This window comes from Actinoallomurus sp. NBC_01490 (assembly GCF_036227085.1).
GTDB classification, from domain to species: Bacteria; Actinomycetota; Actinomycetes; order Streptosporangiales; family Streptosporangiaceae; genus Actinoallomurus; species Actinoallomurus oryzae.
In genome coordinates, this window is record NZ_CP109433.1 from 8,349,415 (window position 1) to 8,365,867 (window position 16,453).

At 71.5% G+C, this 16,453-nt stretch carries 15 protein-coding genes; 9 read left to right on the forward strand and 6 right to left on the reverse strand.

The features are described from left to right. Window positions 1–508 precede the first annotated feature (508 nt). The 4 genes from OG417_RS38450 to OG417_RS38465 all read left to right on the forward strand — a co-directional run bounded on the left by OG417_RS38450 (window position 509) and on the right by OG417_RS38465 (window position 4,553). Entirely contained in the window at window positions 509–1,807 is a 1,299-nt protein-coding gene (locus OG417_RS38450) for an ABC transporter substrate-binding protein (protein ID WP_329239803.1), read from the forward strand. Continuing rightward, complete coding sequence (locus OG417_RS38455; protein WP_329239804.1) at window positions 1,804–2,754, forward strand: carbohydrate ABC transporter permease; 951 nt, start codon at window positions 1,804–1,806, stop codon at window positions 2,752–2,754. Before OG417_RS38450 ends, OG417_RS38455 begins: the two co-directional genes overlap by 4 nt. A 1-nt stretch (window position 2,755) precedes the next feature. Next, a complete protein-coding gene (locus OG417_RS38460; protein ID WP_329239806.1) occupies window positions 2,756–3,622 on the forward strand; it encodes a carbohydrate ABC transporter permease in 867 nt (288 codons plus the stop codon). A 160-nt stretch (window positions 3,623–3,782) separates the two neighbouring features. Continuing rightward, a complete protein-coding gene (locus OG417_RS38465; RefSeq protein WP_329239807.1) occupies window positions 3,783–4,553 on the forward strand; it encodes a DeoR/GlpR family DNA-binding transcription regulator in 771 nt (256 codons plus the stop codon). A gap of 35 nt (window positions 4,554–4,588) precedes the next feature. On the opposite strand, the gene OG417_RS38470 is transcribed toward OG417_RS38465, so the two are convergent. The 5 genes from OG417_RS38470 to OG417_RS38490 all read right to left on the reverse strand — a co-directional run bounded on the left by OG417_RS38470 (window position 4,589) and on the right by OG417_RS38490 (window position 10,038). Further along, a complete protein-coding gene (locus OG417_RS38470; protein WP_329239809.1) occupies window positions 4,589–5,896 on the reverse strand; it encodes an alpha/beta hydrolase family protein in 1,308 nt (435 codons plus the stop codon). Between the two features lie 64 nt (window positions 5,897–5,960). Further along, window positions 5,961–6,890: a carbohydrate kinase family protein gene (locus OG417_RS38475; RefSeq protein ID WP_329239810.1), complete on the reverse strand. Its 930-nt coding sequence runs from the start codon at window positions 6,888–6,890 to the stop codon at window positions 5,961–5,963. Beyond that, window positions 6,887–8,209 carry an alpha-glucosidase/alpha-galactosidase gene (locus OG417_RS38480; RefSeq protein WP_329239811.1) on the reverse strand — a complete coding sequence of 441 codons (1,323 nt, stop codon included), beginning with the start codon at window positions 8,207–8,209 and terminating at the stop codon, window positions 6,887–6,889. Before OG417_RS38480 ends, OG417_RS38475 begins: the two co-directional genes overlap by 4 nt. 65 nt (window positions 8,210–8,274) lie before the next feature. Continuing rightward, a complete protein-coding gene (locus OG417_RS38485; protein ID WP_329239814.1) occupies window positions 8,275–9,135 on the reverse strand; it encodes a class II fructose-bisphosphate aldolase in 861 nt (286 codons plus the stop codon). Between the two features lie 9 nt (window positions 9,136–9,144). Beyond that, window positions 9,145–10,038: an SIS domain-containing protein gene (locus OG417_RS38490; protein WP_329239815.1), complete on the reverse strand. Its 894-nt coding sequence runs from the start codon at window positions 10,036–10,038 to the stop codon at window positions 9,145–9,147. A 439-nt stretch (window positions 10,039–10,477) separates the two neighbouring features. Between OG417_RS38490 and OG417_RS38495 the strand changes: the two genes are divergently transcribed. The 5 genes from OG417_RS38495 to OG417_RS38515 all read left to right on the forward strand — a co-directional run bounded on the left by OG417_RS38495 (window position 10,478) and on the right by OG417_RS38515 (window position 15,748). Further along, window positions 10,478–10,666, forward strand: coding sequence for a DUF2795 domain-containing protein (locus OG417_RS38495; protein WP_329239817.1), 189 nt, complete (start codon window positions 10,478–10,480; stop codon window positions 10,664–10,666). Window positions 10,667–10,929: 263 nt separating this feature from the next. Continuing rightward, the gene (locus OG417_RS38500) at window positions 10,930–11,451 is read left to right on the forward strand and encodes a MarR family winged helix-turn-helix transcriptional regulator (RefSeq protein WP_329239819.1); all 522 of its coding nucleotides are present in this window, start codon (window positions 10,930–10,932) and stop codon (window positions 11,449–11,451) included. Further along, a complete protein-coding gene (locus tag OG417_RS38505; protein ID WP_329239821.1) occupies window positions 11,448–12,716 on the forward strand; it encodes an MFS transporter in 1,269 nt (422 codons plus the stop codon). The genes OG417_RS38500 and OG417_RS38505 overlap by 4 nt, the downstream gene beginning before the upstream one ends. A 521-nt stretch (window positions 12,717–13,237) precedes the next feature. Further along, window positions 13,238–14,386, forward strand: coding sequence for a phosphodiester glycosidase family protein (locus OG417_RS38510; protein WP_329239823.1), 1,149 nt, complete (start codon window positions 13,238–13,240; stop codon window positions 14,384–14,386). Window positions 14,387–14,476: 90 nt separating this feature from the next. After that, window positions 14,477–15,748: an MFS transporter gene (locus OG417_RS38515; RefSeq protein ID WP_329239825.1), complete on the forward strand. Its 1,272-nt coding sequence runs from the start codon at window positions 14,477–14,479 to the stop codon at window positions 15,746–15,748. An 11-nt stretch (window positions 15,749–15,759) separates the two neighbouring features. On the opposite strand, the gene OG417_RS38520 is transcribed toward OG417_RS38515, so the two are convergent. After that, a complete protein-coding gene (locus OG417_RS38520) occupies window positions 15,760–16,443 on the reverse strand; it encodes a FadR/GntR family transcriptional regulator (protein WP_329239827.1) in 684 nt (227 codons plus the stop codon). Window positions 16,444–16,453: the final 10 nt, after the last annotated feature.

Genomic DNA, 16,453 nt, shown 5'->3' on the forward strand with positions numbered 1-16,453 from the left:
CCACACTGAGCGAGCGATCCCATGTGAGAGCGCCCGGCCGGCACGGCGAGCAGGAACCATGGGCCGGAGGCCCCACAGACGGCTCCACCCACGGACAGGGCGACTGATCGGCGTCGCGGCGCCGATCAACGGTGCGCGGACACGATCACGCGCTCAGGTGCCCGTGGGCGATCGCATCCCGCCACCCGCCGCCCGTACGGAACGGTCTCCCGCGTCCCGTACGTCGTCGCGCTCCGCCCCGCCCTCCGGAGCGGATCCCCAGCTCAGCCGCCCCGCCACCGCCCGCCACCCCGCGATCGCCGTGCGGCCGCACCGCTGCCGACGCCGTAGTGATCGAGATCGGCCGTACCGCCGCTCACGGAGATCGCCGCGTTGTCGTTTTCTTGGCGATACGCCTTGTTTGGTGATTGTTTCTGATCTAAAGTCCCGCCTAACAATCGTTAGCGAGCACCGAGCACCCGAGGTCGGCCACTCGGGTGCGCCGTCGTTTCTAGGGAGAGTCGTGGAGATGCGCGTTACATCAAGACGAGCCGGGCGGCGACTCGGCGTACGGGCCGCCGCGGGCGTGGCGGCGCTCGCCCTCGCGTCCCTGGCGGCATGTTCCGGCGGCTCGGGCGGCTCACACGACACGGTCGTCATGTGGCACGGCTACACCGACGTCGAGGCCAAGGCGATCGCCCAGCTCGGCCAGGAGTGGAACGCCGCCCATCCCGACCAGAAGGTGAACGTCACCTTCGGCGGCAGCAACGACGACGCGCTGAAGAAGACGCTCGCGTCCTTCGTCTCCGGCAAGGCGCCCGGCATCGCGTACGAGTTCGGCTCCTCGATCAACACCCTCGCCGCCCGGCACCAGACGCAGGACCTCACCTCGCTGGTCAAGAGCAGCCCGTCGTTCCAGTGGGACGACTTCTTCCCGGCGGCCCGGCAGGCGGCCACCACGCCCGACGGCAAGATCTACGGTGTTCCCGCGCTCGTGGACAACCTCGCGCTGGTCTACAACAAGAAGCTCTTCGACGCCGCCGGGCTCTCGTACCCGACGGCGGACTGGACCTGGGACGACTTCCGTAACGCCGCCCGCAAGCTGACCGACGCCTCCCGGCACCGGTACGGCTGGGCGTACGTCAACGACGGCACCGAGGACACCGTCTGGCGGTACATCGCGATGCTGTGGCAGGCGGGCGGCGACCTGCTCACCCCCGACAACAAGAAGGCCGCGTTCGACTCCCCGGCCGGGCTGCAGGCCATGCAGCTGCTGCACGACATGGCGGTGACCGACCACTCCGTCTACCTCGACACCGGCGACGGGCAGTACCAGAACCTCTTCAACTCCGGAAAGATCGGAATGCTCTGGACCGGCCCCTGGGATCTGGGCACCATCAACAAGGACATCTCCTACGGGGCGCAGTTCCTGCCCGCCAAGGTCAGCCACGCGACCATCGCCGGTCCGGACAATTACATGGTGTTCAACAAGGGCGACCGCAAGACCGCGTGGGCGTTCCTGCAGTGGCTCGACTCGGCGCAGACGCACCTGAAGTTCGCGACCGCCACCGGCGACCTGCCGCTTCGCGAGTCGGAGACGAAACTGCCGGGCTACAAGGACTTCCTCAAGCGTTATCCGGCGAACAAGGTCTTCGTCGACAACCTGAGCAAGAACGCGACCAAGTCCCGCCCGAACATCCCCGAGTACCCGAGGATCTCCCAGGCCCTGGGCGCCGCCGTACAGTCGGTGCTGCTCGGCAAGGCACAGCCCCAGGCCGCGCTCGACCAGGCACGCCGGCAGGTCGACCAGATCCTCGCGGGGGCATGATGGCGGTGGCCACCGCCGGGCGGCCCACGAAAGGGCGCGCCACCCGGACGGAACGGCGGCGGGGCAGCCGCCTCCGGCGGGCCGACCACCTCACCGGCTGGGCGTTCGTCTCCCCCGCCGTCCTGCTCATCGCGGTGTTCGGTCTCGTCCCGGTGCTCTGGTCGGTGCTGCTGTCCTTCCAGGACACCGACCTGACCTCACCCGGCACCTGGTCGGGAGCGGCGAACTACTCCAAGATGGTGCACGACCCGGTCTTCTGGCAGGCCGCGCGGCAGACGCTGTACTACTGCGTGCTGTTCGTACCGATCACGATGGTGCTCGCGATCCCGATCGCCGTGCTGCTCAACCAGAAGGTCCGCGGGATGACCTTCTACCGGATGGCGGTGTTCGCCCCGCTCGTCACCTCCACCGTCGCGACCGGCGTGATCTTCAGCTGGCTGTACAACCCGCAGATCGGCCTGGTCAACGCCGGGCTCGCCAAGCTCGGCCTGCCCCAGCAGGGCTTCTTCCAGAGCACCGGCGAGGCGCTGCCGGCGGTGGTCGGCATGACCGTGTGGGGCTGGCTCGGCTTCGCCGTCATCATCTATCTGTCCGCGCTGCAGAACGTGCCGCGCGAGCTGATGGAGGCCGCCGCCCTCGACGGCTGCGGGCGCGTGAAGGCGTTCTGGAAGGTGGAGCTTCCGCTGCTCGCGCCGGCCTCGTCGTTCCTGCTCGTCTGGCTGACCATCAACGCGCTGCAGCTGTTCGACGAGGTGTACGTGACGACCAAGGGCGGGCCGCTGCACGCCAGCACCGTGCTCGTCTACTACCTCTACCAGCAGGCGTTCGTCGTCTTCGACGGCGGTTACGCCGCCGCCATCGGCTGCGCGCTGTTCGTGGTGATCCTCATCGTGACCGTCGTACAGCTGTGGCTCGGCCGGCGGACCTCCCACTACGAGGCGGGCTGACATGACCCTCGCTCTTCCGCGCCAGGCGGTCCGTACGAAGCACGGCGGCCGGCTGCGGCCCCGCCGCCGGCCCAGCCCGCTGCACCTGCTGCTGGTCCCGCTGTCCCTGGTGATGCTGGCGCCGCTCATCTGGATGGTGCTGCTGTCGATCTCCACCCAGGAGGAGACCCGGCGCTTCCCGCCCGGCCTGCCCGGCGGCGTGCACTGGCAGAACTACGTCCACGCCTGGCAGCAGGGACCGTTCGGGCACTGGCTGCTCAACAGCACGATCGTCTCGGTCACCTGTGTGCTCGGCAACCTGGTGTTCTGCGCGCTCGCCGGGTACGCGTTCGCGCGGATCCCCTTCTTCGGCAGCCGCGTGCTGTTCGTCCTGGTGCTCGCCACGCTGATGGTGCCGTTCCAGATCGTCATGCTGCCGACGCTGATCGTCGTACGCGACCTGCACCTGACCGACACACTCGGGGCCCTGATCGCACCCAACCTCGCGACGCCGTTCGGCGTCTTCCTGATGCGCCAGTTCTTCACGACCGTGCCGCGCGAGCTGGAGGAGGCCGCCCGCATCGACGGCGCCGGCCGCCTCCGCACGCTCGTACGGGTACTGCTGCCGCTCATGGGCCCCACCCTGGCGACGCTGGCCGTACTGACGTTCCTCAACGTCTGGAACGACTTCCTGTGGCCGCTGATCGCCATCCAGAGCCCGGGCAACATGACCATCCAGATGGGCCTGCAGAACTTCCAGGGCTCCCACCTGACGAACTGGCCGGTGCTGATGGCCGGCACCGTGACCAGCCAGATCCCGGTACTCGTGCTGTTCGTGATCGCCCAGCGGTTCTTCGTACGGTCGATCGCGTCGTCCGGCTTCAAGTGACGGCGTGATCCCTTCGGGAGTGGCGGCGCCGAGCGAATACGCGCCGCCACTCCACCGTTACGTCCCAGGACGCGCAAGGTGAGCGAATGAGCAGGTCAGCTGCCAAATATCGCGCGAAAACAGCTATTAACAAGCGCAAAATGTGCATTATAGTGATCGAATGCGGCAACAGGAGCGGCTAGGCCTGATCCTCGATCGGCTGGCGAAACACGGCACGGTCTCCGTTCTCGACCTCACCACCGAGCTGAACGCCTCGCCCGCATCCATCCGGCGGGACCTGCGGGCGCTGGAAGAGCAGCAGCTCCTCAAGCGCACCCACGGCGGCGCGGTGGCGGCCGAGGTGATCTACGAGCTGCCGATGCGCTACCGCACCGGCCGCCACCAGGAGGAGAAGCTCCGCATAGCGCAGGCCGCGGTGCGCCTGGTCACCGAGTCGGTGCACTCGGTCGGCCTCGGCGGCGGCACCACGACGACCGAGCTGGCCCGCGCGCTCGGGTCGCTCGGCCGGTCGCTGAAGGTCGTCACCAACGCCCTCAACATCGCCGGTGACCTCTCCGTACGCTCGGCCATCGACCTGGTCGTCACGGGCGGCAGCGTGCGGCCCGAGTCGTACGAGCTGGTCGGCCCGATCGCCGACCGCGCCCTCGCCGGCATCCACCTCGACCTGGTGTTCCTGGGCGTGGACGGCATCGACGCGACCGGCGGCATCAGCACGCACGACGAGGTCGAGGCCCAGACCGACCACTGCCTGATGCACACCGCCGCGCGCGTCGTCGTCCTGGCCGACTCCTCCAAGGTGGGCAACCGGGCGTTCACCCGCATCGCGCCGATCGAGGAGGTCGCCATGCTCGTCACCGACGCGGGCGCCGACCCGGCGGAGCTGGATCGCCTCCGCTCGGCGGGCGTCGAGGTCATCACCGTGTCAAGTTGACCCGGCCTTGACGGGCCCCCCTACGGATCCGGTCCTCAGGCGGGCAGGTGGGCGAACCAGTCAACGATCGCCGCGGTGCCGCTGACCGCGGTGCCGAGGTGCCGGGAACCCTCGTAGTCGTGTGGCCCGAGGTCGATGGGCGTCAGGTCAAGGCCGTTCGACTGGAAGGCGTCCCGGCAGTGTTCGGTGTTGGCGGTGACCGCCTGCTCGTCGCCGGTGCCGTAGTAAAGCCGGATGGGAGCGCGCGGAACCCATCCGCTGCACGTCCCGTCGGCCGCTTTCAGGGCCTTCGCGAACGGCCCGGACGGGTGGCGGAGCAGGTCGAGGCCGCGCGGGGTGAGCAGCTGATCGATGCTGTCCGGCAGCGCTCCGAGCATCTCCTGTCCCGGAGTCGTTCCGTCGAACAACCTGTCCACCTTGCCGGCGTACGCCGCCTGGAACATCTCGGCGGGAGAGCCGTAGAGGTGGTGCAGGCGGTTCCAGGCGACCAGCAGGTAGGTCGTGTAGGCAACGGCCAGCTTCGGGTTGATCTCACGGCCGGCGAGGAGAGCCGGAATCTCGGCGTTGCGCAGGGCGTACGCGCCGCTGATCGGCGCGACGGCACCTAGCCGGTAGAAGGAGTCGGCGCCGTCCTGCAGCGCCCGGGCCAGCCCGAGGGCCGCCGAAGCGCCCTGGGAGAACCCGGTGACCAGGACCTTCCGCTGCGGAACCCGCCCCTCGCGCGCCATGAACGCGCGGGCGGCGCGCAGCATGTCCAGCGACGCCGTGGTCTCTGACGGGACATCCATCCACGGGTGGGTTCCCGGGCCCTCGCCCAGCCCGAGATAGTCCGGAGTGACCGCGGCGAAGCCGGCCGAGCCGAAGGTGATCGCCGGAGCGGACGAGAAGTCGTCCTCGCCGATCGAGGGGGCGTCCTCCTTGTAGCTCTGTGTGCCGTGCGCGAACGACACCATGCGCAGTCGGCGCTCGCCGTTACGCGGCAGCACCATCAGGCCGCTGGCGACGGTCGGCCGTCCCTCGGCGTCCACCGTGCGGTAGCGGAGCCGATAGAGGTCCACGCCGTACCGCACGGCGTCCTGCCCGAACCCGGACTGCTCCAGCGCCGGGCTCACCTCCTTCTTCGAAAGGGTGCGCAGACGAACAGGCTCGGCGGCGAGCCGCCCACGGCCGGTCGTACGCGCCGGCGACAGCGCCGGGACCGTCGCGCCGGACGCCTCCAAGGCCTGCGTCCTCACACGTGCGGCCACCGGGCGGGTCTGGGTCAGGGCCTGCCCCGTCAGGGCCATACCGGCGCATACCGCCGCTGCCAGGACGACGGTTCGTCCGTTCCATAGTGACTTCATCCCGCAGACGCTACGGAGCACGGCGGCCATCCCCCATCCGGCCGGCCCCCGAAGTGGGGTGTACCTAACCCCCCGCGGCGGCCTGCGCTTCGGCGGCGGTCGGCTGGGCGGCGGTGCCTCCGGCGGCGCGGGTCGACAGTGCTCCGCACGCGCAACCCCAGGCCAAGGCCTCCGCGATGTCCCGCTTCCCCAGCCAGCCTGCCAGGAAGCCCGCGTCGAAGCCGTCGCCGGCGCCGACCGTGTCGACCGGGGTGACGCGCGGACCACGTGCGCTCACGTCGGCGCCCTGGTACCGGGCCACGGCTCCCTCTGCGCCCCGTTTCACCACGGGCACCGGGCCGGCTCCCGCGAGCGCCGTCAGGGCCGCCGGCAGGGTGCTCACCGGTTCACCCGTCAGCGTCCCGGCCAGGGCGAGCGCCTCGGCCTCGTTCGGCAGGAGGAAGTCGCAGGCGGCCAGGAGGCCGGGAGCGAGACGCCACTCCCCCGCCGGGTCGTCGTTGGTGTCCAGCGACGTCGACGCGCCCGCGCGCCGAAAGCGCGCCAGCAGGCCCGGCAGCCCGGCGGCCAGCCTCGGCTGGAGGAAGTACGACGCCGCGTGCACGTGGCGTGCGCTCACCTCCGGCACCTGCGACGCGTCGAACGCGGGCAGGCAGCCGGGGGCGGTCAGGATCGCCCGGTCGCCGTCGGCCCGGTTGAGGCACACGGTCAGCGCGGTCGGCAGGCTCTCGTGCCGTACGCAGGCGCCGATGTCCACGCCGGCGGCGCGCAGCGTGTCGAGGACGAAGTCGCCGGCGGCGTCGCGGCCGACCGTGGCCGCGAGCGCGGTGGACAGGCCGAGGCGCGCCGCGCCGCAGGCCACGATCGCGGCCGATCCGCCGAGGGCCAGCGTGCCGCTGTCCACCAGCGTCTCGGCCTGGCCCGCGGGCGGCGTCTCGGGCGCGCCCGAGATCAGTACGTCGGGGTTGGCGTCGCCGACGACGAGGAGGTCGATCACGGCCGGAGCGATCCGCGCAGCGCGGGCGGCAGGGCGTCGCCGTGCGCCTCGGCCATGGCGTCGCAGAGCGACCAGATCTCCTCGACGTTCAGCGCCGCGGCGGTGGCGGGGTCGGCCATGGCGGCGTGCCGGATGTGCCGCGGGTCTCCCTCGACCGCGGCGGCGACCGTCAGGTCGACCACGTTCAGGAAGCTCCGGTTCAGCGCGGCGAGCTGCGGCGGCAGCGCCCCCACGTGGTGGGGGTGGACGCCGAGACGGTCCAGCGTCGCCGGCACCTCGACGCCGGCCCCGGCCGGCAGGTTGGTGATGAGCCCGGTGTTGGGCGTCGTGACCTGGATGGTGCGCAGGGTACCGGTGGCGAGGCTGTGGATCACCTGGGGCGCGTACTCGGCGGCGTCCTCCTCCTCGCCCGGCTCCGGCTCGCGACCGGCCGCGAGCGCGTCGCGTACGGACTCGTACTCGGCGAGGTTGGCCGCGCTGATCCCGACATAGTCGTCGACCGGGATGCGCAGCCGCTCGATCTCGGTCGCGTCGCGCAGGTACCACGGCACGTACTCCGAGGAGTGCTCGCTGGTCTCGGTCGGGTAGCGGCCGAGGCGCCGGTACATGTCGACTCGTACGCGGCGGAGCAGTTGCGGGTCGGCGGCGATCGCCGCGTCCAGCGCCGGGTACAGGTCGCGTCCCCGGTGCTCCCAGCGCAGGATCCACGCCTGGTGGTTGACGCCGGCCGAGACGACGTCGACCTCCTCGTACGGAACGCCGACGAGCCCGCACAGGTCGCGTACGGTCCAGTAGACCGAGTGGCAGAGCCCGGCGGCCTTCAGGCCGGGGGCGACGGCCGCGAGGTACTGCAGATTCATGGCCATCGGGTTCGTGTAGTTGAGCAGCCATGCGTCCGGGCACACGGCGGCCATGTCGGCGGCCAGCGCCTCCAGGAACGGGAACGTGCGCAGCGCGCGGAAGATGCCGCCGATGCCGAGCGTGTCGCCGATGGTCTGCCGGAGCCCGAACCGCGCGGGCACCTCGAAGTCGGTCACGGTCGCGGCGTGACCGCCGATGGCGACCATGTTCACCACGGCCTGCGCGCCCTCCAGGGCGGCCCGGCGGTCGGTGCTCGCGACGATCTCCGGCTTCGCGCCGTGGCGTGACGCCGTACGGTGCGCCAGCGCCTCGGCCACCGAGAGCCGCTGCGGGTCGACGTCGTGCAGGGCGATCCGGACGTTCGCCAGCTCGGGGAAGGAGAAGATGTCGCGCAGCAGCTGCCGGGTGAAGACGACCGAGCCGGCGCCGACGAAAACGACGCGGAACGGTTCAGTCACGGAGTCCTCCTTCGTCGGGTGAGTGGCCTGGGACACTGTGTTTTCGATGCGCTCGCTCCGCTCACTCATGTCAGGGAGCCTTCCGTGGGAGGAGTGGAGCGCAGCACGCCGAGCAGGCGGGCCACCTCGGCGGCGGTGGCGTCCCGCGCCGGGCCGAGGTACTTGCGGGTGTCGACCAGGGCGGGGTCGGCGGCGAGGCGCTCGCGCGCGGCGCCGGTGAACACCTTGTTGAGCTGCGTGGCGATATTGATCTTGGTCATGCCGGCCGCGACGGCGGCCGTCAGGTCGGCGTCGGCCACGCCGGAGGAGCCGTGCAGCACCAGGGGCACCGGCACGGCCTCGCGCAGCGCGGTGATCAGAGCGAAGTCCAGCGCGGCGTCGCGGGTGAGCATCGCGTGCGAGGTGCCCACCGCCACGGCCAGGCCGTCGACGCCCGTGGCGCCCACGTACGCGGCCGCCTCGCCGGGATCGGTACGCGCGCCGGGCGCGTGCACGCCGTCCTTGCCGCCGATCTCCCCGAGCTCCGCCTCCACCCAGACGTCGTGGCCGTGGCAGGCTCGCGCCACGTCGGCGGTGGCGGCGACGTTCTCCTCGTACGGCAACGCCGAGGCGTCGTACATCACCGATCCGAAGCCGAGCTCGACCGCCTCCTCCACCAGGGAGCGTTCGGTTGCGTGGTCGAGGTGGAGGGCGACCGGGGTCGCCGCGAGTTCGGCGGCGGCGCGCGCCGCCGCGGCGATCGGCCGGAGCGCGCCGTGGTAGCGCACGGCGTTCTGGCTGAGCTGCAGGATCACCGGGGCGCCCGCGCGCTCGGCGCCGGCCACGATCGCCTGGGCGTGCTCGATCTGGATGACGTTGAACGCGGCGGCGCCCCGTCCGGCGGCGCGCGCGGCGCCGACGACGGTCGCGGTGGGAACGAGTGGCATGCGCGCTCCTCAGCCGGCAGCCGGACGCAGGATGACCGAACGGGTCAGGTGGCGCGGGGTGTCGGGGTCCAGCCCGCGTGCGGCCGCCAGAGTCACGGCCAGGCGCTGCGCCAGGATGAGCGACGCGGCGGGGTCGAGGTCCGGCTGGACCCACAGGCCGCCGGTCTCCCGCACCTGCTCCTCCAGGCCCTCCGGAGCCGGGCCGAACATCCAGACCGCCGAACGCTCGTCGGTGATCGCGATCGGGCCGTGCCGGTACTCCTTGGCCGGGTAGGACTCCGCCCAGCTCAGCGATGCCTCCCGCATCTTCAGTGCGGCCTCGGCGGCCAGGCCGACGGTCCAGCCCGCGCCCAGGAAGGTGAACTGGGTACGGTCGGTGACACCCGGCGGCAGGGCCTCGGCGACGGCCCGGCGCGCGTCCGCGACCGCCGGTGCGACGTCGAGCCCGAGGTGGGCGCGCAGCAGCGCGAGCGTGGTGGTGGCGAACCGCGTCTGCACGACCGACCGCTCGTCGGCGAAGTCGAGGACGACCACGTCGTCGGCGGCGGTCATGACTGGCGTGGCGGGGTCACCGGTGACCGCGGTGGTGCGCACCGTGCCCCTCAGGTCGCCCAGCAGCTCGAGGATCTCGGTGGTGGTGCCGGACCGGCTCAGCGCCACGACCCGGTCGTACCGCCGGCCCGCCGGCGTCTCCGACGCCGCGAACGCGTCGGTCTCGCCCTGGCCCGCGCCCTCGCGCAGGGCGGCGTACGCCTGCGCGACGAACCACGAGGTGCCGCAGCCGACCACGGCGACACGCTCTCCGGGCTCGGGCAGCCCGGGCAGGGGCGTGGCGGCGAGCTCCACGGCCCGTTGCCAGCAGGCCGGCTGGTCCGCGATCTCTGTCTCGACGTGCGTCGTCACGGTCACTCCGTTCTGAGCCGCGCGTAGAGGCGGCTGTGATCAGATCTGATGGTTTGATAGCACAAATGCTCATAACCGCGCAATGACCGCGCACATCTCCGGGGACGGCCCGTCATGTGATCACATCGCGCACGGAGGGCGGCGCGACGCCGCGCGCGTAGACCTGATTCACACGCGTGCCGCCGGGAGACGGTCGAACCCGGCCGGCTCGGGGAGAACGTCACCACCCGCGGCCTGGACCTGCTCACGCTGCCGACCGGCACGGTCCGGCCCGGCGACCCGATCAGGGTCGAGCTCCCGGCCGAGCCGCATCGCGCCCTCGCACCGGTGCGATCCGAACCCCTGCGGAACGCCGACCGCCCCGCGACGGGGCCCGGTCGTGTTCCGGCGTGCCGCATCGGGTAGGGCCTACCTCGTCCGCGAGAAAGGAGGGTCCGTCATGGCTCAGGACTTCATCGACGTGCAGAAATACCTGGCCGGCATGAGCTATCCGGCGACGAAGGAACAGCTCGTGGAACACGCGAAGGAGAAGGGGGCGCCGAAGGACGTCCTGGATGAGCTGACCCGGCTTCCGGACGGCGAGTACGACGGCCCCAACCGCGTCAGCAGCGCGGTCGCCCATACCTGACGCGACCCGTTCCGGGCCCGGGCGCCGTCCGGGCCCGGACGCGGCCCCCCGGCGGGCGCCGACACGGCCCGCGTCCCTATCTGACCGACCCGCTCCGGTCCCGGACGCGGCATCCCGGCGAGCGTCGAAACGGTCCACTCCACACCTGAGGCGTCCCGCTCCGGACCTGGACCACTCCCACACTCATAGGATACCTATATAGGCGTGCTATATTTCGCGCTATGTGTGCGGAGTCGGATAGGTCTGATATGTCGCCCTCCGCCGTGCGGGCTTCCGTGGCGGCGGGGCTGGACGAGCTCACCCGGTTCGCGCTCCGCCGTAACGGTGCGCCGCGGGACATCAGCTTCACGACCGCCTCGACGCTCTCCCGTCTCGAGCAGGACGGCCCCCGCCGCCTCACCTCGCTCGCCGTCGAGGAGAGTGTCGCCCAGCCCTCGATGACGCAGCTCGTACAGCGTCTGGAGCGGCAGGGGCTCGTCGAGCGCAACCGCGACCCCGGCGACCGGCGGCTGGTGTGGGTGAACATCACCGACGCCGGACGACGTCTGCTCGCCGACCGCCGGCGCGCGCGGGCCGCGGAGCTGGCCGAGGTGCTCGCCACCCTGCCGCCCGAGGAGGAGGCGGCGCTCGGCGCCGCCGTGGCCGCGGCCCTCCCGGTCATCCGCAAGCTCGCCGAGCGGCGCCCCGTTGCCACACCCACAGAATCGGCCGCACAACCGACCACAGAACAACCCGAAAGCCGCACGAACCCGGCCGAACCCCTCACCCCAGGACGGGACCGTTGAGCCATTCCAGCAGTTCGCACGCCCCCCAGACCAATCCGTTCCGGCAGCCGCGCGCCGTATGGGCCGTGGCGTTCGCCTGCGTCATCTCCTTCATGGGCATCGGGCTGGTGGACCCGATCCTGCCCGCGCTGTCGACCAAGCTGCACGCCAGCCCCAGCCAGGTGGAGCTGCTGTTCACCAGCTACCTGGTCGTGACGGCCGTCGCGATGCTCGTGACCGGCTTCGTCTCCAGCCGCATCGGCGCGAAGCGGACGCTCGTCGCCGGCCTCGTCCTGATCGTGCTGTTCAGCGCACTGGCCGGGTCGGCGGACTCGATCTCGGGCATCGTCGGCTTCCGCGCCGGGTGGGGGCTGGGCAACGCGCTGTTCATCGCCACGTCCCTGGCGGTGATCGTCGGCTCGGCCAGCGGCGGGTTCGCCGGAGCGATCATCCTGTACGAGACCGCGCTCGGGATCGGCATCGCGATCGGCCCGCTGCTCGGGGGCGAGCTGGGCGCCATCACCTGGCGTGGGCCGTTCTTCGGCGTGACGGTTCTGATGGCGATCGCGCTCATCGCCACGATCGTCCTGGTGCAGCCCACGCCCCGGCCCGCCCACCGGACCTCGATCGCCGACCCGATCAAGGCGCTGCGGCACCGCGGCCTGCTCACGATGGCCCTGACCGCCCTCTGCTACAACTGGGGCTTCTTCACGGTGCTGGGGTACGCGCCGTTCCCGATGGACCTGGGCGCCCACGAGCTCGGCTACGTCTTCACCGGCTGGGGCGTGTTCGTCGCGATCTTCGCGATCTTCGGTGCGCCGCGGCTGCAGGCCCGCCTCGGCATCGCGAAGGCGCTGTACGCGAACCTCGCACTGTTCGCCATCGACGTGCTGATCATCGCGATCTTCACCACCTCCAAGACGGTCCTGATCATCGCCGTGATCATCGCCGGGATCTTCATCGGCGTGAACAACACCATCACCACGCAGGCCGTCATGACCGTCGCTCCGGTGGAGCGGCCGGTGGCGTCCGCGGCGTACGGGTTCGTCCGCTTCATCGGCGGCGGCCTCGCCCCCTTCGTGGCCGGGAAGATCGCCGAGCACTCGAACGTGCACGTGCCCTTCTACGTGGGCTCGGCCGCCATCGCGCTCGGCATCGTCGTGCTGGCCACCGGCCACCGGCTGCTGGGCGAGGCCGAACGCGCCCAGGAGGCCGAGCTGAGCCGTAACCCCGAGGAACGGGCCGAAGAGGAGGCCCTGGCCGAGGAGCTGGGCTCCTCCGGCTGAACGCCCCCGGCCGTGGCCGCGCTCAGCCCCGTTCTCCGGCTGAGCGCGGCCACGGCCGTAACCGCGATCGGGAGTTCTCGCCTTCGCGGCGACCGGCCCGTGCCGATGTGGGGGAAATCGTCGTCCGCCCCACCGCACCAGGCCCGATCCGGAACCGGGACACGCCCCCGCGCGGCTGGATCCACGGCGCTGATCCCTGAAGGATGACCGGCGCCGATGGAAAGCCGAGCTGCGTGAACTCCGAGTGAAAGGCGTTGGCCGGTGCCGAGACGGACGCTGTCCCTGCTGCTCGCGACGGTCGCCGCGGGCACCGCGTCGCCGGCCGCGTCGGCCGGGGCGCGCCCGCTGCACTTCACCGCGACCTCGCGGGTGTGGCCGGGCGTGGTGTTCCGCGCCTTCACGGCCGCCGGGGCGAAGGGTCCGATCCGCGGGTACCTGCTCGACATCGACTGCGCGAGCCGCGGGTCACCGTCGGGCTGCTGCACCCGCCGGTGGTGGCGGCGCGGAAGCCCGTCTCGCGGATGGCCGACGCGCAGCACGCGGTGGCCGGGGTCAACGGGGACTTCTTCAACATCAGAGAGCGGCATCGCGGAGTGTCGGCGACCGGGGCGGCCGTCGGTCCGGAGATGGCGGACGGGCGGGCGCTGAAGGCGGCCGTGCCCGAGGGGCAGCGGTTCGGGCCGCGCCGCCCGTTCGGCGCGACGACCGAGGAGGTCATCGGCGTCGGCGCCGACCGCGTCGGGCGGATGACGACGCTGCGCCTGGACGGCACCGTCACCGTACGGGGACCGCTCGCGCCCCCGGCGGCGCCTCCGGTGGCCGGGCCTCCGAAAGGGCCCGAACCGCCCGAGGACGATCTGGATGACGACCTGGACGACGACGCGGATGACGCCGACGATTCGGCACTGCGCGTACGGCGCCCGAGGCGGCGGCACGCCGCACGGCGCGCTCGCGACGGGCGGCTGAGCATCCCGCTGCGCGGCCTCAACCAGTACGCCCTGCCGGTCGGCGGCGTCGGCCTGTTCACGAGCCACTGGGGCCCGGCGTCGCGGCGGCGCGCGGTCTGCGGCACCGACACCGTACGCCGTGCCGCCTGCAGCACCGACACCGCCGAGGTGACCGTGCGGCGAGGGGTGGTGACGCGGACCACCGCCACGGTCGGCGGAGGGACGATCCCGCCGGGCACGACCGTGCTGGCCGGGCGGGAGGCCGGGGCGGACGTGCTGCGGCGCCTGCGGCCGGGCGACCACGTGAGCGTCACGTACGGCCTGACCGGGCCGGCGCGCCTGCGGTTCGCGGTGGGCGGCTTCGCGATCCTGCGCGGCGGCGCGCCACTGCCGGGCCTGGACGCCGTCACCAGCGCCGCCCGTACGGCCGCCGGCGTGAGCGCGAACGGCCGGCACCTGTACCTCGTCGTCGTGGACGGCCGCTCCCCCGCCGGCCGTGGGGCGACGCTCGCGGACCTGGCCCGGCTGCTCCGGCGCGCGGGCGCGCATGACGCGATGGACCTCGACGGAGGAGGCTCGTCCACCCTCGTGCTCCGGACGCCCGGAGAGCCCGCCGTGTCCGTACGGAACGCCCCCTCCGCCGGTGCGGAACGGGCCGTCGCCAACGGCGTCGGGGTGTTCGTCCGGGGCGAGCCGGGTCGGGCGCGGCGCGTGCGTCACTGACCAACGCCCGAACCGCGCCGATAGGAAGATCTTGACTGCCGGTCTAATCTGGTGGATCACTGGGAGCGACGGATCGGACGAAGGATCGACATGAGCCTCCCCCTGCTCAGTGACATCCGCGACCAGGCCTCCGGCCTCGACCGCGACCAACGGAACGCATTCCTCGCCGCCCTGCTGGGCTGGACGATGGACGCCTTCGACTACTTCCTGCTCATCTTCGTCATCACCGAGGTCGCGAAGGACTTCGACACCTCCCCCGAGAAGGTCACCGTCGCCACGACGCTGACCCTGATCGCCCGGCCGGTGGGCGCGTACCTGTTCGGCGTCTGGGCGGACAAGGCCGGCCGGCGCGTGCCGCTGATGGTCGACGTGCTGTTCTACTCCGCCGTCGAGTTCATCTCCGGGTTCTCGACCTCGCTCACCATGCTGCTGGTGCTGCGCTTCCTGTACGGCCTGGGCATGGGCGGCGAGTGGGGGCTCGGCGCGTCCCTGGCGATGGAGAAGATCCCGGTCGCCAAGCGCGGCTTCTTCTCCGGGCTGCTCCAGGTCGGCTACTCCCTCGGTTACCTGGTCGCCGCCGTCGCGTACTTCGTGATCACGCCGCTGTTCGGCTGGCGCGGCCTGTTCATGTTCGGCGCCATACCGGGCCTGATCGCGCTCTACATCCGCTACCGGGTGGGCGAGTCGGAGGCCTGGGAACGCACCAACGAACGCCTCCAGGTCACCCGCACGCCGCTGCGCCGGGTGTTCTTCGACCGCAAGGTGCTGATCCGGTTCGTCTACCTCGTGCTGCTCATGACGGCGTTCAACTTCATGAGCCACGGCACGCAGGACGTCTACCCGACCTTCCTGAAGAAGGGGCTCGATCACTCGCCGCACTACGCGGTCGGGGTCGCCGTGGTCTACAACGTCGGGGCCATCATCGGCGGCATGCTGGTCGGCGCGCTCTCCCAGCGCTTCGGCCGGCGACGCGCGATCGTCGGGTCCGCCATCCTGGCCCTGGTCGCGCTGCCGCTGTTCGCCTACTCCAAGACGACGGCGTTCCTGCTGATCAGCTCGTTCCTAATGCAGTTCTTCGTGCAGGGCGCGTGGGGCGTGATCCCGGCGCACCTGACGGAGATGTCACCGGACGCCATCCGCGGCTTCTACCCGGGCGTGACGTACCAGCTCGGCAACCTCCTCGCCGCGCTCAACCTGCCGCTCCAGGAGCACCTCGCCGACTCCCACAGCTATTCGTTCGCGTTCGCGGTGGTGGTGGCGCCGACGCTCCTGGCCGTCGTCCTGCTGACCGCCTTCGGCAAGGAGGCCCACAGCGTGGAGTTCGGCCGAGATCCCGTGGCGACCCCCCAGAAGGCCATCTGACGGCCGGCGCGTTACAGGCGGGCCCGCACCTGGGCGACCAAAGGATCCAGGTGGCGGGCGGCCGCCTGCGCGGCCCGGTCGGCGTCGCGGTCGGCGATCGCGGCGAGGAGCTCCTCGTGCTCCCGGGTGCCCACGTCCGACAGCTCCGGATCGGCGGTGGCCTGGCGGATGCCGAGCGCGACCGCGCCGATGATCGCCTGGTACAGCTCGATGAGCAGCCGGTTGTGCGAGGCGTCCACGAGGGCGTTGTGAAAGTCGACCGCGCGGGTGACCCGGTGATCGAGGCTTCCTCGATCGGGGCTGCGCGACAGTGTGGTCAGCCGCGCCAGGTCGTCCGGGGTGTGCCGTTCGGCGGCCTGCCGCGCCGCCTCCACCTCGAGCCCCCGGCGTACGGTCACCACCTCCAGCAGGTCGGCCAGCCGGAGCCGCCGTCGCAGCACGCCTTCGGTCTCGCTCCGGGCGCGCACGTAGGTGCCGTCGCCATGCCGTACCTCGAGCATGCCGCTGTGGGCGAGCGCGCGCACCGCCTCGCGCATCGTGTTGCGGGCCACGCCGAGCGTGTCGATCAGCTCCGGCTCGGACGGGATGCGTTCGCCCACCGGCCACTCGCCGGAGACGATCGCCTCCCGCAGCCGGCCGATCGCCTGGTCCACCAATGACGTACGGGTCACCGCGCGCATGACACTCCAAGACATCCACTCATTG

What these genes read in the sequence shown, in the direction of transcription:
- OG417_RS38450 (WP_329239803.1), top strand. Translation starts at nt 509, where the DNA reads ATGCGCGTTACATCAAGACGAGCCGGGCGGCGACTCGGCGTACGGGCC.
- OG417_RS38455 (WP_329239804.1), top strand. Translation starts at nt 1,804, where the DNA reads ATGATGGCGGTGGCCACCGCCGGGCGGCCCACGAAAGGGCGCGCCACC.
- OG417_RS38460 (WP_329239806.1), top strand. Translation starts at nt 2,756, where the DNA reads ATGACCCTCGCTCTTCCGCGCCAGGCGGTCCGTACGAAGCACGGCGGC.
- OG417_RS38465 (WP_329239807.1), top strand. Translation starts at nt 3,783, where the DNA reads ATGCGGCAACAGGAGCGGCTAGGCCTGATCCTCGATCGGCTGGCGAAA.
- OG417_RS38470 (WP_329239809.1), bottom strand. Translation starts at nt 5,896, where the DNA reads ATGAAGTCACTATGGAACGGACGAACCGTCGTCCTGGCAGCGGCGGTA.
- OG417_RS38485 (WP_329239814.1), bottom strand. Translation starts at nt 9,135, where the DNA reads ATGCCACTCGTTCCCACCGCGACCGTCGTCGGCGCCGCGCGCGCCGCC.
- OG417_RS38495 (WP_329239817.1), top strand. Translation starts at nt 10,478, where the DNA reads ATGGCTCAGGACTTCATCGACGTGCAGAAATACCTGGCCGGCATGAGC.
- OG417_RS38510 (WP_329239823.1), top strand. Translation starts at nt 13,238, where the DNA reads ATGGCCGACGCGCAGCACGCGGTGGCCGGGGTCAACGGGGACTTCTTC.
- OG417_RS38515 (WP_329239825.1), top strand. Translation starts at nt 14,477, where the DNA reads ATGAGCCTCCCCCTGCTCAGTGACATCCGCGACCAGGCCTCCGGCCTC.
- OG417_RS38520 (WP_329239827.1), bottom strand. Translation starts at nt 16,443, where the DNA reads ATGTCTTGGAGTGTCATGCGCGCGGTGACCCGTACGTCATTGGTGGAC.